General features: G+C 56.4%; 18 protein-coding genes and 1 tRNA gene. 5 read left to right on the top strand and 14 right to left on the bottom strand.

All coding sequences use genetic code 11. The annotated features are described in order from the left end of the window. Positions 1–29: 29 nt before the first annotated feature. From C7476_RS11070 to C7476_RS11050, 5 genes are all read right to left on the bottom strand, one after another. Entirely contained in the window at positions 30–2,072 is a 2,043-nt protein-coding gene (locus C7476_RS11070; protein ID WP_114429989.1) for an NADH:flavin oxidoreductase, read from the bottom strand. A gap of 235 nt (positions 2,073–2,307) precedes the next feature. After that, complete coding sequence (locus C7476_RS11065; protein ID WP_114429988.1) at positions 2,308–3,279, bottom strand: methyltransferase domain-containing protein; 972 nt, start codon at positions 3,277–3,279, stop codon at positions 2,308–2,310. Then, complete coding sequence (locus tag C7476_RS11060; protein WP_114429987.1) at positions 3,280–4,164, bottom strand: glycosyltransferase family protein; 885 nt, start codon at positions 4,162–4,164, stop codon at positions 3,280–3,282. It abuts the gene before it with no gap. Positions 4,165–4,171: 7 nt separating this feature from the next. Further along, complete coding sequence (locus tag C7476_RS11055; RefSeq protein ID WP_181872406.1) at positions 4,172–5,998, bottom strand: class I SAM-dependent methyltransferase; 1,827 nt, start codon at positions 5,996–5,998, stop codon at positions 4,172–4,174. Positions 5,999–6,197: 199 nt separating this feature from the next. Beyond that, positions 6,198–6,282, bottom strand: a tRNA-Leu gene (locus tag C7476_RS11050). Positions 6,283–6,511: 229 nt separating this feature from the next. On the opposite strand from C7476_RS11050, the gene lipB reads away from it, so the two are divergent. Then, a complete protein-coding gene (gene lipB / locus C7476_RS11045; RefSeq protein WP_114430189.1) occupies positions 6,512–7,249 on the top strand; it encodes a lipoyl(octanoyl) transferase LipB in 738 nt (245 codons plus the stop codon). 112 nt (positions 7,250–7,361) lie between these two features. On the opposite strand, the gene C7476_RS11040 is transcribed toward lipB, so the two are convergent. Together C7476_RS11040 and C7476_RS11035 are read right to left on the bottom strand one after the other, a co-directional pair. Then, on the bottom strand, positions 7,362–9,374 hold the full coding sequence (locus C7476_RS11040) for an acetyl-CoA carboxylase biotin carboxylase subunit (protein WP_114429985.1): 2,013 nt from the start codon (positions 9,372–9,374) through the stop codon (positions 7,362–7,364). Between the two features lie 219 nt (positions 9,375–9,593). Beyond that, complete coding sequence (locus C7476_RS11035; RefSeq protein ID WP_114429984.1) at positions 9,594–10,508, bottom strand: DMT family transporter; 915 nt, start codon at positions 10,506–10,508, stop codon at positions 9,594–9,596. Positions 10,509–10,891: 383 nt separating this feature from the next. Here C7476_RS11035 and parE point away from each other — a divergent pair, with 383 nt between their 5' ends. Beyond that, positions 10,892–12,967: a DNA topoisomerase IV subunit B gene (gene parE / locus C7476_RS11030; RefSeq protein WP_114429983.1), complete on the top strand. Its 2,076-nt coding sequence runs from the start codon at positions 10,892–10,894 to the stop codon at positions 12,965–12,967. A 615-nt stretch (positions 12,968–13,582) separates the two neighbouring features. Then, positions 13,583–13,978 (top strand): RidA family protein, encoded by a 396-nt coding sequence (locus C7476_RS11020; protein ID WP_114429981.1) that lies wholly within the window; start codon positions 13,583–13,585, stop codon positions 13,976–13,978. A gap of 383 nt (positions 13,979–14,361) precedes the next feature. Here C7476_RS11020 and lpdA read toward each other — a convergent pair whose 3' ends face one another. The 5 genes from lpdA to C7476_RS10990 all read right to left on the bottom strand — a co-directional run bounded on the left by lpdA (position 14,362) and on the right by C7476_RS10990 (position 20,902). Beyond that, positions 14,362–15,759, bottom strand: coding sequence for a dihydrolipoyl dehydrogenase (lpdA, locus tag C7476_RS11015; RefSeq protein ID WP_114429980.1), 1,398 nt, complete (start codon positions 15,757–15,759; stop codon positions 14,362–14,364). 3 nt (positions 15,760–15,762) lie between these two features. Continuing rightward, a complete protein-coding gene (locus C7476_RS11010) occupies positions 15,763–17,064 on the bottom strand; it encodes a dihydrolipoamide acetyltransferase family protein (protein ID WP_114429979.1) in 1,302 nt (433 codons plus the stop codon). 4 nt (positions 17,065–17,068) lie between these two features. Then, positions 17,069–18,082: an alpha-ketoacid dehydrogenase subunit beta gene (locus C7476_RS11005; protein ID WP_114429978.1), complete on the bottom strand. Its 1,014-nt coding sequence runs from the start codon at positions 18,080–18,082 to the stop codon at positions 17,069–17,071. A gap of 3 nt (positions 18,083–18,085) precedes the next feature. Beyond that, positions 18,086–19,336: a 3-methyl-2-oxobutanoate dehydrogenase (2-methylpropanoyl-transferring) subunit alpha gene (locus tag C7476_RS11000; protein ID WP_114429977.1), complete on the bottom strand. Its 1,251-nt coding sequence runs from the start codon at positions 19,334–19,336 to the stop codon at positions 18,086–18,088. Between the two features lie 423 nt (positions 19,337–19,759). Continuing rightward, positions 19,760–20,902, bottom strand: a complete 1,143-nt coding sequence (locus tag C7476_RS10990; protein ID WP_114429975.1) for a DUF2336 domain-containing protein — start codon at positions 20,900–20,902, stop codon at positions 19,760–19,762. Between the two features lie 161 nt (positions 20,903–21,063). On the opposite strand from C7476_RS10990, the gene C7476_RS10985 reads away from it, so the two are divergent. Then, positions 21,064–21,519: a MaoC family dehydratase gene (locus tag C7476_RS10985; protein WP_114429974.1), complete on the top strand. Its 456-nt coding sequence runs from the start codon at positions 21,064–21,066 to the stop codon at positions 21,517–21,519. Then, positions 21,519–22,385, top strand: a complete 867-nt coding sequence (locus tag C7476_RS10980) for an HpcH/HpaI aldolase/citrate lyase family protein (RefSeq protein WP_114429973.1) — start codon at positions 21,519–21,521, stop codon at positions 22,383–22,385. The genes C7476_RS10985 and C7476_RS10980 overlap by 1 nt, the downstream gene beginning before the upstream one ends. Here C7476_RS10980 and C7476_RS10975 read toward each other — a convergent pair. Next, entirely contained in the window at positions 22,374–22,988 is a 615-nt protein-coding gene (locus tag C7476_RS10975) for a flavin reductase family protein (RefSeq protein WP_114429972.1), read from the bottom strand. The genes C7476_RS10980 and C7476_RS10975 overlap by 12 nt on opposite strands. 8 nt (positions 22,989–22,996) lie before the next feature. Continuing rightward, on the bottom strand, positions 22,997–23,590 hold the full coding sequence (locus tag C7476_RS10970) for a nitroreductase family protein (protein WP_114429971.1): 594 nt from the start codon (positions 23,588–23,590) through the stop codon (positions 22,997–22,999). Positions 23,591–23,605: the final 15 nt, after the last annotated feature.

The raw sequence follows: 23,605 nt of genomic DNA, 5'->3' as shown, positions 1-23,605 counted from the left end.
CCTTTTTATTTTGAGGGAGCTAGAACGCGCTAAAACCTCGTCGCGTATCTCAGCCCGTCATAGATCGCCGCATGAATGTTGCGGGCGTGGACTGCATCGCCGATCCGCAGCAGATCGAACGTCCCCTCTCCCCGCAGCGGAAAGATCGCGCCGCCATTGACCAGCCGGTCGTAATCCACGGCGCCGCCATTGCGCGACAATGGCTTCAACTCGCGGTAGAGATCGTCGATCGGCAATGTGCCGTGCTCGACCACCACCTGATCGACCACGCGCTCCTCTCGATAGTCCGGCGCAAAATCCGAGCCGAGCGTCGCGACAAGCTGGTTGCCGTTGCGCGTAACGCTGACAAGCCGCGTATTGATCGTCACGCGCACGCCCTTTTCCTGAAAGGCGCGCATATAGGGCACATGATTCATGCCGCCCATCTCCGGCGCGAAAAACCGCTCGGGACTGACAAGTTCGAGCTTTGACCCGGCACGCGCGATCATTTCCGCCGCGCTCATGCCCTGATGCCCGCCATTGTCATCGTAGAGCAGCACATTCTCGCCCGGCTTGACGGCTCCCGCCAGAATATCCCAGCTCGAGACCACCAGATCGTCGCCCGCCGCCAATGGCGGATTCTGCGGCAGGCCGCCTGTCGCAATTACCACCACATCCGGCTCGAGCCCGAGCACGTCGCCAGCCTCGGCCCATACATTATAGCGCAGCGAAACGCCGAGCCTCTCGAGCTCATCCAGGCGCCAATCGACAATGCCGATCATTTCCTTGCGCCGCGGATTTTGCGATGCAAGCCGCACCTGACCGCCCGCCTGATCCGAAGCCTCCAGCACCTGCACCCTATGACCGCCCTCGGCGGCAACGCGCGCAGCCTCGAGCCCCGCTGGCCCGGCACCGACCACCACGACATTGCGCGAGGTCTGCGCCTTCGCAATCACATGCGGCATGGTCTGCTCGCGCCCGGTCGCCGCATTGTGCACGCACAATGCCTCGCCGCCCTCGTAGATCCGGTCGAGACAATAGGTGGCACCGACACAGGGGCGGATGCGATGTTCGTCACCCGCCATGATCTTGCGCACGATATGCGGATCGGCGAGATGCGCGCGCGTCATCCCGACCATGTCGAGCTTGCCCTCGGCCACCGCGTGGCGCGCCGTCGCCACATCGGCGATGCGCGCCGCGTGAAATGTCGGAAATTTCGTTAGCTGGCGAATTTCTCCGGCAAAATCGAGATGCGGCGCCGATCGCATGCCCTGGATCGGGATGACCTCGTTCAATGCCGCGTCCGTGTCGATATGGCCGCGAATGATATTCAAGAAGTCGAACTTGCCGGAAGCCGCGATGCGCCGGGCGATCTCGACGCCCTCTTCCTTCGAAAGGCCCTGCTCCCAATCCTCGTCGGCCACCATGCGAATGCCGACGATGAAATCCGGGCCGACCAAGCTGCGCACCGCATCGATCACGGCCCAGGTGAAGCGCAGCCGGTTGTCCAGCGACCCGCCATAATCATCGTCGCGATGATTGGTGGCGGGCGACCAGAAACCGTCCATCATATGCCCATAGGCCTCGAACTCGATACCATCGAGCCCCGCCGCCTGCATACGCTGCGCCGCAGAGGCATAATCGCCGATGATACGTTCGATATCCCATTCCTCCGCTTCCTTCGGGAAGGCGCGGTGCGCGGGCTCGCGTATGGGCGAAGCGGAAACGACGGGCAGCCAGTCTGCCTTGTTCCAGCTGGTGCGGCGGCCGAGATGCGTCAGCTGGATCATCACCGCAGCGCCGTGTTCATGGCAATCGTCGCTGAGCTGGCGCAGCCAAGGCACGATCTCGTCCTTGTAAGCATGGAGATTGCCGAAGGCAGGCGGCGATTCGCGCGAGACGACCGCAGACCCCGCCGTCATCGTCAGCGCGATACCGCCCTTGGCCTTCTCGGTGTGATAGAGCCGGTAGCGCTCCTTCGGCATGCCGTCTTCGGAGTAGGCAGGCTCGTGGCTGGTCGACATGATGCGGTTTTTGAGCCGCAAATGTTTGAGCTGATAGGGTTGCAGCAGCGGATCGTCATGTGATGCCAATGGACCAGATTCCCTTTGTCCAGATTCCTTTGTCCAGATTCCCTCTGTCTGGAACGATCCTAACCTTGTCGCGGCGTCTTCAGTTTCTCCCCCGCGACGTGTTCTGATACGGAGCCGTCGTTCGAATCCTCCAAAGCACTCGAGCCTTTCCAGTCATCCACCTGATGATCCAATGGATTCTTCACTTTGCTCATGGTCGCAACGAGATTTCATCATTGCAATCCAAAAATTCACGTCAGCTTTGTGTCACGCTACGAACAATCTGAGCTGCTGCCCGTAGAGGTGCCGTCCACTTCCAACTCGTTGAGTTCGTAACCCCTTCCAATTTCAATTCGAGTGAAGTCGCAAGACGTTCAAAATCATCTGTTCTCCGCTCAGCGAGTTCCATTCGTTTCGTCGCGTGATCTGTCCTTTGTCTTCCCTGCTCTCCTTCGTCCCTCAAAACTGCGATTTCACGGTGCGCAAGTTGGATCCTCAATTTCAATTCAATCACTTTTTCCGAGAGAATGTTTATCTCGGTACTGCTTTGCCGCAAAAGGCGGGCGTATGAGTCCGCGTTTGAGCGACTTTCTTCAAGGAGGGAAATATCCTCGGTCGAGCCACTAAGCGAACGCATTTCACTCCCGATCCTGACATTGAAGGCGTCCGGAAACGCGTTTAGAAGGTAATGCTGTCTCGGCTCAGGGCCAGAATCTGTCTTTTTGAAAACAGCCACGAAATCATTCCAAACATCTCCATCGCGTTTCAATATTCCGCTTTCTACCAGCTCAACAGACCGACCATTCGCACGGGCCCATGCTGCCAATGCTAACCCTGCATCGGGATAAAACCGCCAATTGTCATAAGGATATGTATGATAAGGACCATTAGAAGGGGCATTTAGATAGAAGAAGCCGCCAGGCTTGAGCGTATCCATGATCCGAAGGAACGTTTGCCAAAAAACCGGATCATGTTCAAAACAGGATGTTGAAACACAAATATCCACGGTATTGTCGGCTACGGGGATGCCGTCTTCAATCTTGTAGACGACGTCGACGCCGGGGCCCGGTTCGATGTCAACACCAATATATTCAACTTCAGATGGCGCATTTGATCTCAGACTACCGTTCACGTCCATCGAACCAATATCGAGAATTCTGCATCCTTCAAAGTTTTCCAGATAAGCTTCAAAAAAAGCGGCGCCAGCTTTTCGGGCAGTATCGTGCATTCATATAACCTCCAGCGGAGATATCATCGTCTTGGACCGTTTGAAACGGCTTTCGATAAAGCGCAACACGCTCAGGGAGCGATGCGAAGTTTGATCGAAACGCAAGTTCGAAGCATCCCTCATATACGGTGATATGCTATCGTTTGACCATTCGTTGAGTTCGAATATGCGCTCCTGAAACAATCGTGGGGGGGCTGAAAGCCGTTCCGTAAGCACGATTGCGCCGCATGCGGCAGCGAGATAAATACGTGGTTCCATCGCTCCCTCCCCGTCCGCGTGGATGTTGAGCACTACCTTCGATTGTTTAAAAACGGTCGCAAGTTCTCGTCCCGAAACGCCGTGTGCAATCCACAGGAATCGGAACGGAGAAGACCTCAAGAAATCAAGCCTCCGATTTCTGTGGTGCGTTGACTTACCGACGAAAGTTACATCCCACCGTTTACGCCCGCTGGCTATCGGGTGAAACCATCTGATGTTAATGGGAAGCTCATGAAACTCGTCGATCGGAAAGCCAATTTTATGAACCGTATCTTTCTTGCTTGGGTCGTAGAAGACTTTCCAGTGAAAGCAATCCCACGCCAACCGGCTATAGACCAACAACCGCAATCGGGTTTCATCAGTCTCAACTAACTGCCCACCCCAAAAATTGGGGACGGGTTCAGAAAGAAATGCTATTCGAAATCCTGGAATTCTTGACACGTATTCGGCCGGATATAACTCTGGCCGGTAAAACAGTGTCACATCCGGCCGAAAATTATGAACTATATTCAACCAGCCATAGTGTTCTTCATCTACATCGATACATAAAATGTCCGGGTTCGTTTCCCATCCTTCAGGATAGTGATTCTCGAAATATACTTTCGGTCCAACAACCGCGATACGCATGTCCTAATCACCGCAGGCGCGAAACAACTGATCGCAGCGGGCGAGTTATTTTCCAGCTTGTCGAATTCAATAGCCCTGCGGCTTGCATTTTGGATGCGTCGAGTTGTCCTTGTAGCTCTGCCACACGCCTCGAGTTTTCTATCCACCCAACTCGTTCCGGCAAGCTCTCTGCAATCAAGGCAACCAAATTTCTATAAAATGGCCACTGGTGCACCTGTTTTTTAAGTTCAGCGAGCAATGATATGCGAGGATCTTCAGCATTCAGGAACAAAACCCCCAAGCCATAGGAATGAAAAAACTCCAGCGTAAAGTAGTCGGCCGAAAGCTCATTCCATAGGCGGTGAACACCGAATCCACGATCATGCACATTCGTGTCGTGGAAAAGCACCACACCGCTCGGCGCCATGGCGGTTACCCAAGTGGTATAATCCTCCTTGACAGCATCATATGTGTGCAGACCATCTATGTGCAATAGATCAACAGAGCCAGCAGTAAATGAGGGGCGAGCCTCATGGAAATAACTTCGTATCAAGCGAGCATTTCTGAATGTGCGTTCTGTGTAGTTCAGCAAGTCGTTATATGTCGCGTCACCGTCATAGAAACCTGCATGTTCATCTCCAAACCAGCAATCGATTCCAAAAAGCTGGGTTTCTAGTTGATACTGTTTGGCGGCGGTGCAGGCAGTGATAAAGCTGGCTCCATTGTGTACACCTAGCTCGACATAGCAACGAGGGCGGAGCAACTTGAATAGTACAAATAAGAAGGGAATATGCCCCGACCAAGCTGTAGGTGGCATTTTCGTCGGCAGATTGAAGAGCGGTTCAAAGAGGGTGGAAAAGACATCCTGTTCGTCATAAGGAGGAATGATCTGAGAAGACGATACAATATTCATTTGAGTAAATTTCTCAACACTGTTATTTGATAATATGATTTCTCCTTGGCAATCGAGGAGAGTAAAAGAAGACTCCGATTCCAGTACAGAGTTTTTGCTAGAAAGAAGAGCAACAGTGGATTTCTCGATAAAGTGTGCGTCTTCGCAATACTCAGATTTTATGTAAGGAAACAAAAATTTTAGCGGAATTCCCTTAGTATTATCTCTAATGTTAGGGTAGTTTAAGGCCATACCTATAAGAAATTCGTCCGGTTTATTGCAAAACCGAAACTCGTTTGCCAAATCCTGCCAGTGGGTCCCTTCTTTCTTCTTTATGAGGCTCGCTTGAGATCCTATCCGGTTGTGACCAGAAACAAGTTTGAATGCGATCTGTACTCGGCTCCGTATTGGAATATGCAGAAGATAGGTTTTTGCAGGACGCGTTGTCGCCAGATCGCACCCCTTGGCCTCTACTCCATGATATCCTTGGTATACCTTCAATTGCTCTGATTTATCGAAGGCTCGCCTCGAAAGAACCACTTTTAGGATTGGCGATGGATGAGCGGCTTGCGTGAAGGGCTGGCCAAAGATATTTCCGCCGTTGAGACTTTCTGGACAGATGTTCAGCCAAGGGAGCTCAATAACATCGTAGCTTGAATTGGCGACTAGGAAGTCCTCCAGCTCGCTGCGATTTGTGAAGGGCAAAAACTCGTCACAATCCAAAAAGAACAAATAGTCGGCGCCGGGGTTTTCAAATACGCGGCGAGCAAAAAAAGTCGCGATCTCCGATTGAGGATAGCCCGCTGATATCAGGTTGAATAGTTGCAGACCATCCATCTTCCGGTGCGTCGCGATTTCTACTGAATTGTCGCTCGACGAATGATCCACAAGATACAGTGCATCAAAAAACTCGGCCGCTTGATCGAGAAAAGCCTCAAGTATTGGTGATTCGTTTCTCATCATGCAAACGCATGAAATGTTCAATCTCATATAAAATGACCTCAAATATGAATTTATAAGGCAAAAGCGGCAATACCCGCGATATTGTTGAAACAATGAAGTTGCAAGAACGACAATCGCTCTACACTTTCGTGGAAAGCTTTGGCCCTAAAACGGACTTCGCCGCAATTAGCAATTAGTCTAAGAAAACGATTTAGAAAAATGGTGCGGTCGAGAAGACTCGAACTTCCACGTCTTGCGACACAGCGACCTCAACGCTGCGCGTCTACCAATTCCGCCACGACCGCACTGTGGTAGAAGCCGAACATGTCGGCTTGGCGCTAGTAGCAAATAGGTTTCAGCTAAACAAGCCCTATCGTCGACTATCGCAATTGTTTTTCGTCAATGCGGGCGAAACACGCCCAAGCTGCATTCGACTGGAAATCGCCTGAGAAAAGGTCCATATCCGGCGCACCCATTCTGAACATCGTCAAAAGTTCAGCGCAGGCAACCACAACCGGATATGAAATTCGCACCATGAAGACCAACCGCGACGATCTCGCCCCCGCATTCCTCGCCCGGGACTTGTCGCCCCCCGTCGAATGGCTCATCGCCGACGGTCTCACCGATTATGATGCGGCGCTCGCCTTCATGGAGAGCCGCGTTGCGGCGATCAGGGACGGCACGGCGCGCGAGCTCGTCTGGCTCGTCGAGCATCCGCCGCTCTATACGGCCGGCACCAGCGCCAAGGCGGGCGATCTCCTCGTTTCCGACAGGTTTCCCGTCTACGCGACGGGCCGCGGCGGCGAATATACCTATCATGGTCCGGGCCAGCGCGTTGCCTATGTCATGCTCGATCTGAAGCGGCGCCGCGAGGATATCCGCGCCTTCGTCACCGCGCTGGAGCAATGGATCATCGCTACCCTCGCCGCGTTCAACGTCAGGGGCGAGCGGCGCGAGGATCGCGTCGGCGTCTGGGTAATGCGGCCGGAGCGGCCTGCCCTGCCCGATGGCTCGCCGGCCGAGGACAAGATCGCTGCCATCGGCATCCGCCTGCGCAAATGGGTGAGCTTTCACGGCATCTCGATCAATGTCGAACCGGAGCTCGCGCATTTCGACGGCATCGTGCCGTGCGGCGTCCGAGGCCACGGTGTCACCAGCCTTGTCGATCTCGGCCTGCCGGTGGATATGCACGACCTCGACCGGGCTTTGTACGATGCGTTCGAGGATGTGTTTGGCTCGGCGCAGAGACCTTTTGAGAATTCAGCCCGATGAGTCAGCTGGTGTGATTTTCGAGAACCGGAGCGCAGCGGACTTATTGGTCCGTGAGCACCGGAAGCGTAGAAAGTCGCATCAGATGGCCGTCGGGGTGGATTGGCAAAGGTCTCTAGATGAACTCCATGATCACCGCATCAACAGCCAGACTATCGCCCTGCTTGGCGTTGATCGCCGAGACTGTCAGATCGCGGTCGGCACGCAGCACGTTCTCCATCTTCATCGCCTCGACGATGGCCAGCGTTTCGCCGGCCTTGACCTCCTGACCCTTGGTCACATTGATCGATACGATCAGCCCGGGCATGGGGCATAGCAGCAGTTTCGACGTATCCGGTGGTATCTTCACCGGCATCAACTTTTCCAAGGCCGCCACGTGCTTCTGCATGGCGTGCGCGATGATCGACATGCCCCGCCAGTCGATGCGCATGCCATTGAGCACCGGGCGCAATTGCGCCTTCACCGCGCGCTTGTCGATATAGCCGCTCCATACGGCATCGCCCGGCTGCCACTCGCTGCGAATGGTAACGACATCGCCGCCACGAATTGAAAGTTCGATCTTCACCGGCGGTTTGGCCGCACAGTTTGCAATTGTGATCGGCACGTAATCGTCCTTGATGCGCACCTCCCATTCCGTGCGCATCTTGCCCGTGTGCGGCCGCAACCGATCCGACAGCCGGTCCAGCCGCTCTTTGCGCACCAGTTCGACAGCCAAGGCGATCGCCGCCAATATATCGAGATCGTCCGGTGACGGCGAAATCGGCTTGAACCCTTCCGGAAATTCCTCGGCGATGAAGGCGGTCGAAAGCCGCCCCTCGCGCCAGCGCGGGTGCTGCATCAGCGCGGCGAGAAACGGGATATTGTGCGCGATGCCATCGACAACGAACGTATCCAGCGCGTCCGCCATCGCATCGATGGCCTCGAGCCTCGTGGGCGCCCAGGTGCAGAGCTTGGCGACCATCGGGTCGTAGAACATCGAGATTTCCGAGCCTTCGGTCACGCCCGTATCGTTGCGGATGATCGCCTTGCCAACCGGCCCTTCCGCCGGCGGGCGATAGCGCGTCAGCCGCCCGATAGACGGCAGGAAATTGCGATACGGATCTTCCGCATAGAGCCGGCTTTCGACAGCCCAGCCGTTGAGTTTCACATCCGCCTGTTTGATAGCCAGCTTTTCACCGGCCGCGATGCGGATCATCTGCTCGACCAGATCGATCCCGGTGATCAGTTCGGTCACCGGGTGTTCCACCTGCAACCGCGTGTTCATCTCGAGGAAATAGAAATTGCGGTCCTTGTCGACGATGAACTCCACCGTTCCGGCACTCTGGTAGTCCACCGCCTTGGCCAGGGCCACCGCCTGCTCGCCCATGGCCTTGCGCGTCGCCTCATCCAGAAAGGGTGACGGCGCTTCCTCCACCACCTTCTGGTTGCGGCGCTGCACCGAACATTCGCGCTCGCCAAGATAGATGGAGTTGCCGAAAGCATCGGCCAGCACCTGAATTTCGATATGGCGCGGATCGACGATGAACTTCTCGATGAAAACCCGCTCATCGCCGAAGGAATTGCGCGCCTCGGAGGTCGCACGCTCGAAACCGCCCTGCACTTCCGATTTGTCCCAGGCAATGCGCATGCCCTTGCCGCCGCCACCTGCCGAGGCCTTGATCATCACCGGATAGCCGATCTCGCCGGCAATCCGCTCCGCATGGGCTGGGTCGGTGATGACGTCGAGAAAGCCCGGAACCGTGCTCACCTTGGCCGCGTTGGCGAATTTTTTCGATTCGATCTTGTCGCCCATGGCGATGATCGCCTTTGGCTTCGGCCCGATGAAGATGATGCCCTGCTTTTCCAGTGCCTCGCAAAAAGAGGCGCGCTCGGAGAGAAACCCATAGCCGGGGTGAACGGCTTCCGCGCCGGTCTCCTTGCACGCGGCGATGATCTTGTTCGCCACGAGATAGCTTTCGGCAGCAGCAGCCGGCCCGATATGCACGGCCTCGTCGGCCATCTCCACATGCACCGCATCGCGATCCGCATCGGAATAAACCGCAACCGTGGCAATACCCATCTTGCGCGCAGTTTTAATGACGCGGCAGGCAATCTCGCCACGGTTGGCAATCAGTATCTTTTTGAACAAAGCAAACCTCCCAACAGGTCTTTGTTTCTATTGCCAAACTTCGTTCCACTCAACTGCTTCTTGTCAGTTATGCGCAGGCTCGCTAGAGCCCGAACCAAAATCCGCCAGGGGGTGGCGAAAATGGTGGTTTTCGAGCACCGAAGCGCAGCGTACGTTTTGGTACGTGAGCATCGGAGCGCAGAAAAACGCCATTTGCAGTCCTCCATGGCGAATTTTCGTTCAGGCGCTCTCTTCGCGCTTTTTCCCTTCGCGCCAGATCAGATAGGCGCCGGAAGCGACGATGATGGCGATCCCCAGCCACTTCGATGCGGTAGGGAATTCGCTGAAGACAAACAGCCCGATGAGCACTGCCATGACGATTTCGAGATATTGAAACGGCGCCAGCAGCGAGGCAGGAGCAAGCCGAGAGGCGTTGGTAATCAGCTGGTGTCCGGTTGTCGCAATGACACCCATCGCCAAGAGCAATGACCACGACAGGGCATTGGCGGGAAGTCCGAATGTCATATCGCTAACCTCAAAGACCGCGCCGAAGAACAGCGCGACGAGAGTCGTCAGCGTACCGCCTACCCCCGCATATAACTGCATGACAAGCGTTGTGTCGGCAGTGCCATAACGTCTATTCAGGATAAGGTAGAAGGCAAAGGATGCTGCCGTGCCGAGTGGCAAAAGCGAAACCCAGCCAAAAAGTTCCCAACTGGGCTGAATAACGATCAGCGTGCCGATGAACCCGATGGCCACGGCCGTCCACCTGCGCCAGCCGACATGTTCCTTGAGCAGGATTGCCGAAAGGGTCGTCAGCATCAATGGTTCAACGAAGAACACTGCTATTGCGTCCGCCAACGGCATGTATTTGATCGCCGCATAGAAGCAAAGCCCGCCGACACCCATGAGAACGCCGCGAAACAGATTGCCCCAAAGCTTGACGGGCCTTAAGGATTTCACCCCGGTCATGGCAATGATGATCATGGCGGCAAGCATGGCCTGAAATCCAAAACGGAAGAGCGTTACTGTCGCCGGTGACACGCTGTCCACCGTCGAAAGCCATTTGGCAATGGCGTCCATCACGGGCAGGAAGAACATGGCCGCCGCCATCATCGAAACACCCTGCACCTGTTGTGCGGTTGTATTTTCCATGTTCATCATTCCCCTGGACGCAGCTGCGGCATGGCTTGCTGGAATATCGCCCCTGCCGTGGTTCGACAAGCTCACCATGAGGGAGGTGGGTTGATTGCAGGGAGCTTGAAATGCTGGGATGGCTCAAACGTTGGTGATCAACATTGCAGCACTCTACCTCCCTCATGGTGAGCTTGTCGAACCACGCACATGATGGTTTTGCCACGCTTTACTCTCCACGATGCTTTGGGTCAGTTTTTCAGCCACACTTGAATGTAAGCGCTCTGGCGTATAGTTCTGTGGGTGAATACCGGAACAGACAGCGAACTCCCATCGCGTTTCGCCATGAAGCGTGTAAACATCAAGGGTGATTCGAATCTCTATGAAGTTGGCCGAATAAGACCATGGATGACAGTAACGACCTCTTTTCAGCGATCGTGAAAACCGCCCGCGAACGGCAGGCGGCGAGCGAACCCGCACGTTCGGATCAAGTTGCCAAGCCTGCCCCCGCCGCGCCTGTCAAATCCGCGCGCACGGCGCCCGAAGCCAGCGGCAATTACAATGCCGCCGATATCGAGGTGCTGGAAGGGCTGGAGCCGGTCCGCCGCCGTCCGGGCATGTATATTGGCGGCACCGACGAGCGCGCGCTGCATCATCTGTTCGCGGAAGTCATCGATAATTCCATGGACGAGGCCGTTGCCGGTCACGCCAATTTCATCGATATCGATCTCGACGAAAACGGCTATCTGTCGGTCACGGATAATGGTCGCGGCATGCCGGTCGATCCGCATCCGAAATTCAAGGACAAATCCGCGCTCGAAGTCATCATGACGATGCTTCACGCCGGCGGCAAGTTCGACTCCAAGGTCTATGAAACCTCCGGCGGCCTGCATGGCGTCGGCGTTTCCGTCGTCAACGCACTCTCGGACCACGTCGAAGTCGAGGTGGCGCGTAACCGCCGTCTTTATCGCCAGCGCTTTTCGCGCGGCAAGGCGCTTGGGCCGCTCGAAGAAGTCGGCGAAGTGCAGAACCGCCGTGGGACGCGTGTGACCTTCCATCCCGATGCCGAGATTTTCGGTCAAGGCGCCAAATTCGATCCAGCGCGGCTTTACAAGATGGCGCGCTCGAAAGCCTATCTCTTCGGTGGCGTGGAAATCAGGTGGAATTGCGCGCCGTCACTGCTCGATCCGAAGGATCCGACGCCGGACAAGGCGGTCTTCCATTTCCCGGGCGGCCTCAAGGATTATCTTGGCGCCTCGCTCGGCAAGGATTTTCAGATCACGCGCGAAATGTTTGCCGGCAAGACGGAAAAAACCAGCGGCCATGGCGCCATGGAATGGGCTGTCGCCTGGTATGGCGGGGATGGTTTCGTCAATTCCTATTGCAATACCATTCCGACCGGCGAAGGCGGCACCCATGAAGCAGGGCTGCGTATCGCCCTCACCCGCGGCCTCAAGGCCTATGCTGAACTCACGGGCAACAAGCGCGCCTCGATCATCACCACCGATGACGTCATGATCTCCGCTGCCGCCATGCTCTCGGTGTTCATCCGCGAGCCGGAATTCGTTGGCCAGACCAAGGACAAGCTGGCGACTGTCGAAGCGCAGCGCATTGTCGAAAATGTCATTCGCGATCCATTCGATCATTGGCTTGCCGCCTCGCCGCAGGAAGCATCGAAGCTGCTCGACTGGGTGGTGGACCGGGCTGAAGAGCGCGTCAAACGCCGCCAGGAAAAAGAGGTCAACCGCAAATCCGCCGTCAAGAAGCTGCGCCTGCCGGGCAAGCTTGCCGATTGCAGCCAGACCGGGGCGCTGGGCGCCGAGCTTTTCATCGTCGAGGGTGACAGCGCTGGCGGCTCGGCCAAGCAGGCGCGCGATCGCGCCACACAGGCCGTGCTGCCGCTACGCGGCAAGATTTTGAATGTGGTCAGTGCCGGACGCGAAAAGATGACGGCCAACCAGCAGATCGGAGATCTCATCCTGGCGCTCGGTTGCGGCACCCGCTCGAAATACCGCGACGAGGATCTGCGCTACGACCGCATCATCATCATGACCGACGCCGACGTCGACGGTGCGCATATCGCATCGCTGCTCATCACCTTCTTCTATCAGGAGATGCCGGAGCTTATCCGCAACGGCCACCTCTTCCTCGGGGTTCCTCCGCTTTACCGTCTGGCGCAGGGCGGCAAGGTCGCCTATGCCCGCAACGATGCCCATAAGGACGAGCTCCTGAAGACGCTGTTTACCGGCAAGGGAAAGGTTGAGATCGGCCGGTTCAAGGGCCTTGGCGAAATGCGTGCTGACCAGCTCAAGGAAACGACGATGGATCGCAAGAAGCGCACCCTGCTACGTGTCCAGATCGATGAGGAATGGGCCAACGAAACCAAGCTCGCCGTGGACGATCTGATGGGCACCCGCCCCGACGCGCGCTTCCGCTTCATCCAGGATCGCGCCGCCTTTGTTGAGGAACTGGATATTTAACGCTTCGGCGATAGGCCTTGATGAAGATCTTCCTTCACACCTTCTGCGTGACAGCGTTGGTACAGAAGTCCTATTGATAAACGTTTAGCAATCAAATGAACGGGACAGCAACCGATCCCGCGCTACAACAAGCCCCTCGATATAACCAAGAGGGTTCCCATGACTATTTGGTTTTTGACACTTGTGATACTTGTTGCGGGACTAATCGCGATCATACGAATGGTCGTTCAAGTCCAAAAAAGCCTCATCGCCGGAGACTACTCATGGAGAAACTTCGGTTTACTCTCTCTCGCATGGTTCGCAGTCACGATACCTAGCATTCAATCAAGTTGTTCTGACGTCGGCTGTCAATGGAGCGTGAAATTCGGTTGGCTTATAAGTTTGTTTTATGACCTTGTGCCCGTAGCGGGATTGGAGCCCACCGCCCGTACGCTGATGCTGGTCATGTGTGGCTACGTTATCTTGACAATCTGTTTCTTGGGCCACTGCCTTGGGTGCATGCTTTATGGTATCCGAAGGCTGTTCCAACTTGCGACTTAGGCAGGGCCAACCCGCCCGATTCCATTGCTCAATTGAATTTGGATCCTCGTCGCCGTGAAAGGGAGGGCAAATCCAATGACGTTGAAATGTATCAATCCTGACGGTATCTCGCCCCCGCAGACCTACAGCCATGTGATCGTTGCGACAGGCAGCCGATTGGTTTTTATCGCCGGACAGGTGGCAGAAGACAGCCAGGGCAACCTTGTTGGTCGCGGTGATATGGTGGCGCAGGCCCGTCAGGTGTTTGCAAATATCGGGCGGGCGCTTGCCGCCGCCGGCGCCGAGCCTCGACAGGTCACGAAGCTCACAATCTTCGTCGCCAATTACCGGCGCGAGCACCTCGCCATGATCGAAGAAGGACGCGTCGCCTTGTTCAAAGATCACAAGCCAACTGACACGTTGGTCGGCGTCGCCGCGCTGACCAACCCCGATTACCTTCTGGAAGTCGATGCAGTGGCGGTATTAGAGTGATATACATCAAAAGTATTAGTCCTTGAAGTATGCTCCGAACAGGAGTACATCATAAAGACTAGGCGCGGCTCCTCCTCCCTGCTTTTGGCGCGCGCCTGGTTCCCCCATTAAGCCGGACGCAAGTCCGGCTATTTTTTAAGCCCAAAGCTCCTCGCTACGTCACAAAAAAATTAATCGAACGCTCGTTCAATTAATTCTCCGGCGAGACGCGCTTCTCCTGGCGGTTTTTCCGCATTTCAGCCCCATGAACCGCTATTTCAAAACTATTTTGATGCAAGTCGGAGAGATTCCTACGCAAGAACTCGCGATTCCTATGCAAGAATCCTCGAAACTGGTGCAGGATTTTCAACCGCCAGCTTCAATCTGATTGCACCGAGTTGCGCTCAGATATGCAGCGCGTGTCCCAGCGCCTTGAGGGCGGCTTCCTGAAAACCTTCGCTCTGCGTCGGATGGGCGTGGATCGTTCCGGCGATATCTTCCAGTCGCGCGCCCATCTCCACGGCAAGGGCAAACGACGCCGAGAGCTCGGATACACCTTGCCCGACCGCCTGGATTCCGAGGATAAGATGGTTGCCGGCGGCCGCGACGACACGGACGAATCCCTCCTCGCCTTCCTGTGTCATGGCGCGGCCATTGGCGGCGAAGGGAAACAAGCCGATCTTGATTTCGTGTCCGGCTTGCTTCGCCTCCTCAGGAGAAAAGCCAACAGAAACAATCTCCGGATCGGTAAAACACACCGCGGCGATGGCGCGTTTGTCCCAGCTGCGGTTTTCGCCGGCAATGATTTCCGCCACCATTTCGCCCTGCGCCATGGCCCGGTGTGCGAGCATGGGTTCGCCGGTCACGTCGCCTATGGCATAAACGCCGCGCATCGAGGTGCGGCACTTATCATCGATTCTGACGAACTTTCCGTCCATATCGAGGTCGATTTCCTCAAGACCCCAGCCGGTCGTCACCGGCTTGCGGCCGACGGTCACCAGCACCTTGTCAGCCGGGATTCTCTCGTCCTTGCCGTCAGCGGTTTCGATCAGCAGCGCATCACCCTTGGTGCTCATGCCCTTGGCTTTGGCGCCGGTCAGTATAGTCATACCTAACTCGTTGATATGCTTGACGATTGGTCGGGTTAGCTCCGCATCGTACTGAGGCAGGATCTTGGGCAATGCCTCGACAACCGTCACCTTGGAGCCCAGTTTGGCAAAGGCGGTCCCGAGTTCAAGGCCGATATAGCCGCCGCCGACCACGACCAGCTTCTCAGGGATTTTCTGTAGAGCCAGCGCCTCTGTCGAGGAAATGACATCGCCGCCAAACGGCAGCGACGGAATCTCGACAGGCGCGGAACCCGTTGCAATCACTACGTTTTCTGCCCTGATGATCTGCTGGCCAGTCAGCGTTTCGACCTCGACGGTCTTGCCGTCGCGGAACCTGGCCTTGCCGGTGACGATCTTGACATTGGCCTTCTTGAGCAGACCGGCGACGCCATTGTTCAGTCGGCTGACAATACCGTCTTTCCACGCAATGGTCTTCGAAAAGTCGATCGCAGGTTCACTTACGGAAATACCGAGAGGCGTACGATTGGCGGCGAAATGTGCAACCTTTTCAAACTCTTGCGAGGCGTGGATCAGTGCTTTGGAAGGGATGCACCCCACCATCAGGCAAGTGCCGCCAACCTTTGCCGCTTCGACGATAACCGTATCGACGTTCAGCTGGCCGGCCCGAATGGCGCAGATATAGCCACCGGGACCCGCGCCGATGACCAGCAGTTTGCAGGAGATGTCCTTCATCGCTCAACCTTCCACAAAAATCAGCGCCGGCGTTTCAAGCAGCGTCTTGATTCGCTGAATGAAAACAGCAGCATCCCAGCCGTCGATAACGCGATGGTCGAAACTCGAGGACAGGTTCATCATCTTGCGGGGGATAAAGTTCGTTCCATCCCACATCGGCCGGGTCATGATCTTGTTGACGCCAATGATCGCCACCTCCGGGTAATTGATGACCGGCGTCGTCACTACCCCGCCCATGCTGCCGAGCGACGTGATCGTGATCGTCGATCCGCTCAGCTGCTCGCGCGTTGCCGTACCGGTTTTGGCCGCATCTGCCAGCAAATTGACCTCCGCAGCGCAATCCCACAGCGTGCGCGCCTCGGCGTGCTTGACCACCGGAACCACCAAGCCATTCGGCGTTTGCGCCGCGATGCCGATGTGGACGCCGCCATGCTGGTGGATAACATTGGCTTCGTCGTCATAAAGCGCGTTGAGCTGCGGCTGATCCGCAATTGCCCGCACCATCGCCCGCATCAGAAACGGCAAAATGGTCAGTTTTGACTGCTCGGCACGCTTGTTGGCATTGAGTGTTGCGCGCAATTCCTCCAGCGACGAGACATCGATTTCCTCGACATAGGTGATGTGCGGAATGTGCGATTTGGCAATCGCCATTTTCTCCGCAATCTTGCGGCGCAGGCCTACTACCTTGATTTCCTTGACGGAATTGTCGGGAGCAAGTGCCGTGATACCGGGCTTTTGCTTGCCCCGCGCGAAGAAGGCTTCGAGATCTTCGTGGGTGATGCGCCCGGCTGACCCCGTGCCACTGACCTGACGAAGGTCCACTCCGGCCTCCTTTGCGCGCAACCGAACAGCTGGAGACGCAAGCGGCTTCTCGCCTTCATCGCGCGGCGCGTTGGCGCTAAAAGGACTTGTTACAAGCGAAGTTTTTTGCGCGTTAAGAGCTGTTATTGGCTTTGATTTTTCGGCTGGAGCTTTCGATACTTCGGCCTCTTTCTCCACCTCTGGTGCTGCCACCTCGGTCTTCACCGGTTTGGCGGGTGCTACTTCAACGGCGTGGCCGTCGCCTTCAATCTTCAAGCGGACCAGCGGCGATCCGATCGCAAGGATCTGACCGATTTCGCCCCCGAGCCAGATGATCTCGCCGTCCACTGGCGACGGAATCTCGACCGTCGCCTTGTCGGTCATCACAGCGGCAAGGACCGTGTCCTCGCGCACCAGATCGCCGATTTTCACATTCCATTCAACGAGTTCAGCTTCCGCAACGCCTTCACCGACATCCGGCAGCTTGATGATATATTCACCCATAGCGCTATCCCTCCAGCGTTTCGACAAGCGCGCGTCCGAGACGTAGCGGTCCGGGGAAATAATCCCATTCCTGCGCGTGCGGATAAGGCGTATCCCACCCGGTCACCCGCGCGACCGGCGCTTCCAGCTTGTAAAAGCAATGTTCCTGGACCAATGCCGCAAGTTCGGCACCAAAGCCCGAAGTCAACGTTGCTTCGTGCACCACGACGCAGCGGCCCGTCTTCGAAACGGATTCGATGATGGTTTCGAGATCGAGCGGCAGAAGCGTGCGAAGATCGATGATTTCCGCGTCTATGCCATGTTCCTCTGCAGCGGCTTCGGCCACGTAAACCATTGTGCCATAAGCAAGAATCGTCAGTTTCGAACCTTCGCGGCGCTTGATCGCCTTGCCAAGCGGTACCGTGTAATGACCGTCCGGAACCTCGCCAAGATCGTGCTTCGACCAAGGCGTTACCGGCCTGTCATAATGACCGTCGAATGGCCCGTTATAGAGGCGCTTTGGTTCGAGGAAAATCACCGGGTCGGGATCTTCGATCGCCGAAATCAGCAAGCCCTTGGCGTCATGCGGATTGGAGGGAACAACCACTTTCAGCCCAGAAACGTGCGTAAACAGGGCCTCAGGGCTCTGACTGTGAGTTTGACCACCAAAAATACCACCGCCAACCGGCATTCGCACAACGATCGGGCAGGTAAAATCGCCATTGGACCGATAGCGCAGGCGTGCCGCCTCCGAGACGATCTGGTCATAGGCCGGATAGACATAGTCGGCGAACTGGATCTCGATGCAGGGTTTTAGGCCATACGCGGCCATGCCGATCGCCGCGCCGACAATACCCGCTTCGCTGATCGGCGCATCGAAACAACGCGTCTTGCCATATTTGGCCTGCAGGCCTTGGGTACAGCGGAAAACACCACCGAAAAAGCCCACATCTTCGCCGAACACGACAACATTGTCGTCGCGTTCCATCATGATATCCATCGCGTCGCGAATGGCTTCAATCATAGTTTTACGCGGCATCTATCAGACTCCTGCCTGCTGGCGCTGGCGACGCAGATGCGGCGGCATTTCCTCGTAGACGCCCTCGAACATGTCGCGGGCGGATGGCTTGCCCCCCGCATGCAATGTGCCGAAGCTTTCCGCTTCTTTTTGCGCAGCAACGACAGTGTCGAGAATTTCCGCCTCCGTCTGTTTGTGACGATCATCGGACCAGACACCGCGCCCGATCAGATGGTTCTTCAGCCGGATGATAGGGTCACCCAGTGGCCAGGCATCGGATTCTGTTTTGGGCCGGTATGCCGATGGATCATCGGAAGTGGAATGCGCGCCGGCACGGTACGTGACATACTCGATCAGCGTGGGGCCAAGATTGCGCCGGGCACGCTCGATCGCCCATTTTGCCACCGCAAAAACCGCGAGATAGTCGTTACCGTCGACACGCAAAGCCGGAATGCCAAATCCAAGGCCACGCGCCGCAAATGTGCCCGAGCCGCCCCGTGCAATGCCCTGAAAAGTAGAAATCGCCCACTGGTTGTTGACGATGTTCAGCACGATCGGCGCCTTGTAGGTCGAAGCGAACACCAGCGATGCATGGAAATCGGATTCGGCCGTGGACCCGTCGCCAATCCATCCAGCCGCAATCTTGGTGTCGTGTTTGATGGCCGATGCCATCGCCCAGCCCACTGCCTGGATATATTGCGTCGCCAGGTTTCCCGAAATCGAAAAGAAGCCATGCTCTTTCGATGAATACATGATCGGCAGCTGGCGGCCTTTAAGTGGATCGCGCTCGTTGGAGTAGATCTGGCACATCATCTCGACCATTGGATAGTCATCCGCGATCAAAAGGCCTGCCTGCCGGTAGGTCGGAAAATTCATGTCGCCGGGCGCAAGCGCCTTGCGAAAGGCGCAGCTGACGGCTTCTTCACCAAGATGCTGCATGTAGAACGAGGTCTTGCCTTGGCGCTGGGCGATCTGCATCCGCGCATCAAAGGTGCGCAGCGTCATCATATGGCGCAGCCCCTCGATCAACTGATCGTCGGTCAACAGACCCGCCCAAGGGCCGACGGCTTCACCGTCGCGGCTCAGCACCCGAATGATGGAGAAAGCCAGGTCGCGTATATCCTCAGGGTTTGCGTCGACTTCTGGGCGCCGTATCGCGCCGGCCTCATCAAGCTCCACGTTGGAAAAATCCGGCGCACCGCCAGGCCGCACCGCCGGTTCGGGCACGTGCAGACTAAGCGGACCAAGTTCACCAAGGGAACCATCATCGGACATAATACAGACCTCCCAATCACGCGTATTGTGCCGTACACTATCATGAAAAATCACGCGGGCAGCATTGGCTTTTCCATGGAATTCCGGACGGTTACCGCGCTTTTCTGATGAGATATTCCGTATAACACCCTGAACTTGTTGAAAGTTCCGGCGAATATTATATGGGCGGGTGAAATCGGGCCCGGCAAAAAAGCAATTTTTCGCCACTTCACCCGCAGCGCGCGCATTTATGCGATCAAAGCCTGAATGGATTTTGTAATGAAATGTTCGGCGGAAGGGCCAGAGCCTGACCGAAAATTGGTCAGGGCGTGGCGAAAATGGTGATTTCCGAGCACCGAAGCGGAGCGTACATTGGGTACGTGAGCATCGGAGCGCAGAACAGCGCCATTTGCAGCCCGCCTTGGCGAATTTTCGGTCAGGCTCTTAAGCGGCGGCAATTGCCATTGCATGATCGCGCGCATGTTCCCGAACTGCCTCGAGATAGATCCTCTTGAGCAGCGACAGCATGTCGTCATTGGCAGCGGCAGGAACAGCACCATTGGTAGCCGGTGCGACGTGCTCGATCATTCTGCGCACGATTTCCCGGGCACCAATGGACAGTTTGCCATTGGCGACGCCGTGCCAACTGTTAAGTGCCACCCGCAACGGCTGATGCGTATTTGCGGGAAGGCCGGCAGCGCTGAACAATGCACACAATGCCGTGGCCCGGCCATCGATCAAAAGGCTTCGCACGCGCGCCAGGCTATAGCCCGAGAGCATAACAAGGATCGCACCGAAGAAATCGATCTTTCCGCACGCAACGATCCGGATAACGAATGCAGTCGTGAGGTCACCGCGCAACTGCAGGTGCTCGATCAATGCCGGATACTCCTCAACCGAGGTCGCCGCCACAAGGCTGATCGATGCTTTGACGCAAGCTTCCTGCGTAACGCGCCTGGCCCGGCGTTCGCCCATCAATGCCACGACGATGTCCATCCGGCACAGCGCCTCAGCAATGCAGATTGCCAAGGCATGGCGGCAATCGGCAGGCAATCGCTCATTGTCGACAAGGAGCGCACGAATTTCAGCCACATGACCGAGGCGCTCGATTAAGCGGCGGAAGCTGATGTCAGCTATCTGCGCCTGAGTATTGGCGAGGAGTTCCAGCACGGCAATGGTCTCGCCGATCTCAATGATCGCAGCGCTGACCGCAATCGATACCCTGGGCCTTGCCGCTATGACTTTCTGTGCGTCGCCACTTCCGCCGGCTACACAATCGATCAGATCGGCATCGCTGAGAAGGACGGATCGTGCCAGCATATAGGTGGCGATCTCTATCTGATCGCGGGCAAGACCGGCGACGATGTGAATCGGGGCATGCGCGCTTGTGGAAAACACGTCGGCAAGCGCCAACCGCACTTTCGGCGAAGGATCGTCCAGGAGCAGCGTCAATACAGCCTCTGTGGCGCAACGTTCGTCGAAATCAAGGTCGGAATGCAGGTAAATATGGGCCAACGCAGCCGCCGCATGGCAACGCTGCGCAACCGAAACATTATCGATCATTTTCAGATAGTGCTGTACCGACATTTATCTTGCGCCCCACAGTCTTTGTTAAATTAGACTTTAGTAGCAAAAGGTTTACGAACGGTTCACCATGTCGATTAACCATAACAAGGCGGCAGCACGCGCATGTTGCGATCTTGGCAAAGCCGACCTAGACTCCTGCAAAAGAGGAGACGCGCGACATCATGGCAGGGCTATATCTGGAAGACTTTGAAATCGGACATGTGTTCCAGCACGCGCTGCGCAAGACTGTCACCGAGAGCGACAATATGCTGTTTTCGGTCATGACCCTCAATCCGCAGCCGCTGCATATCGATTTCGAATATGCGAGCAAGACCGAATGGGGCAAGCCGTTGGTGAACTCGTTGTTTACGCTCGGCTTGATGATCGGAATTTCGGTCAATGACACAACTGTTGGCACGACGATTGCCAATCTTGGCATGACCGACGTGACATTCCCCGCCCCGCTGTTTCATGGCGATACCGTGCGGGTCGAAACGCAGGTGATCGCGGCGCGAAAATCCAAATCAAAACCGGATCGGGGTATCGTCGAATTCGAGCATAGGGCTTTCAATCAATTCGGTGTGCTTGTCGCCAAATGCACACGGCAAGCCATGATGAAATCGAAGGCCGCCGCCTGATGCGCTCGCTCTTGTTCGTTCCGGGCGATTCGGAAAAGAAGCTGGAGAAGGGCCTGACCTGCGGGGCCGACGTGCTGCTGATCGACCTTGAGGATTCGGTGAGCGTCGAGCGCAAGCAAGCCGCACGAGAGATCGCCGCCGAGTTTCTCACTGCGCGCAAAGGCAGGCCCTCGCCGCGCCTGTTCGTTCGCATCAATGATCTTGCCAGTGGACTGGCCGATGACGATCTTTCCGCCATCATGCCATCCCTGCCCCATGGCATTCTCCTGCCAAAATCCAACAGCGGCAAGGATGTGACGCGGCTCTCGGCCAAACTCAACGTTCATGAAGCGCGCACAGCCGTCGACGAAGGATCGACACAGATAATCGCCATCATCACCGAAACCGCGATCGGGACACTCTCGGCGGCAAGTTATCCTGGCGCATCAACCCGTCTGATTGGCTTGAGTTGGGGCGCAGAAGACCTGTCCGCCGCAATCGGCGCGCGCACAGCCCGCGACGAGTCCGGGCGTTATACAGATGTCTTCCGGCTGGCCCGGGCGGTGACGATCCTCGGCGCATCAGCGGCAGATGTTGCCTCGATTGACACGGTCTATATCAACTACCGCGATGATGAAGGGCTCGCGCGTGAATGCGCTGAGGCTGAACGCGACGGGTTCACCGCCAAGCTTGCCATTCACCCGGCGCAGGTACCGATCATCAATCACGCGTTTACACCGTCGCCGGAGTCCATAGCGCATGCCCGAAGGATAATTGACGCGTTTGCCACTGACCCGGCTGCCGGTGTGATCGGTATCGATGGCGAGATGGTCGACCGTCCGCATCTGCGACGGGCAGAGCGGCTTATTGCACGCTCAACCCAATGATTCATCCCACTTTGGGCGAAACATCTGGAACGTCTCGGAAACTGAGGCGAAATCCATATAGCCGAGGCGTGAAACTGGCTGGGCCTTCGTCATGTCCACGAGGCCGCCGGTCAGGATTTCTTCGCTGATATGCACGCCAACCACTTCGCCGATGACCATGATCGAAGCCACCGGGTTACCGTGGCGATCATTCGGATTGCGGATTTCAGTCACGACACATTCCAGCGTCGAAAAAGCTTCAGCCACACGCGGTGCATTGATTATCGTGCAGTCGACCGACGTCAGCCCGGCATACTCGAACTCGCTCACGCCCCGAGGGGCATTCACCGACGTTGCGTTCATGGCAACGGCAAGGTTTGCGCTGACCAGATTGGCGGCGAACTCGCCCGTCTCCTCGATAAAGGACACGCTGTCCTTGTGGCCTTCGGAACAAAACATGATGAGACAGGGCTTGGTGCTGATCATGTTGAAAAAGGAGTATGGTGCGAGATTGACCTTGCCGTCCTTCGAGCGGCTTGAAATCCATCCGATCGGTCGTGGGGCGACGATAGCCTTCAATGGATCGTGCGGCAGGCCGTGGCCATCCTCGTATTTGTAGAACATCTAGGGTCCTAGCCTTCCCACGGGCCCGAATATTCCGACAATATATCCTTGATCTCCGGTCGTGGGCGTTCCGGTACCTTCTGGGCGCAGGTACCAATATGGACGAAGCCGGTTACACGCTCATGCGGCGCCAGCCCAAGCAGGGCGCGGCCCTTTTCATCGGAAGCGTACCAGTTGCTGATCCAGTTGGTGGCATAGCCAAGCGCATTGGCCGCAAGGACGAGCTTCATCGCCGCTGCACCCGAAGACAGGAACTGCTCCCATTCCGGAATATGATGCTCGACCGGCGAGAAAACCACGCCTATCACCAATGGTGCACGGGCAAAGCGCTTGAGTTCCTGCTCGCGGCGCTGCTCGGTCAGCGGACCTTCGCGCTCTTCAGCAAGATCGGCAAGATATTTACCGATTTGAACGCGCGCTTCTCCCCGGTAGAGGATGAAGCGCCAGGGGGTGAGCCGACCATGATCGGGTACCCGCGAGGCGATACGAATCATCGTCTGGATTTCATCGTCCGAAGGCGCCGGCAGACCAATGGCAGAGATCGGCGTCGAACTGCGGGTTGACAGGAATTCTATGATCGAATTGGGAGCAGATGTATCCATGTTTTAAAACGGCGG

Source organism: Phyllobacterium bourgognense, assembly GCF_003337575.1.
Classification (GTDB): domain Bacteria; phylum Pseudomonadota; class Alphaproteobacteria; order Rhizobiales; family Rhizobiaceae; genus Phyllobacterium; species Phyllobacterium bourgognense.
The sequence above is the reverse complement of the archived record's forward strand: the minus strand, read 5'-3'. Positions and strand labels throughout refer to the sequence as shown.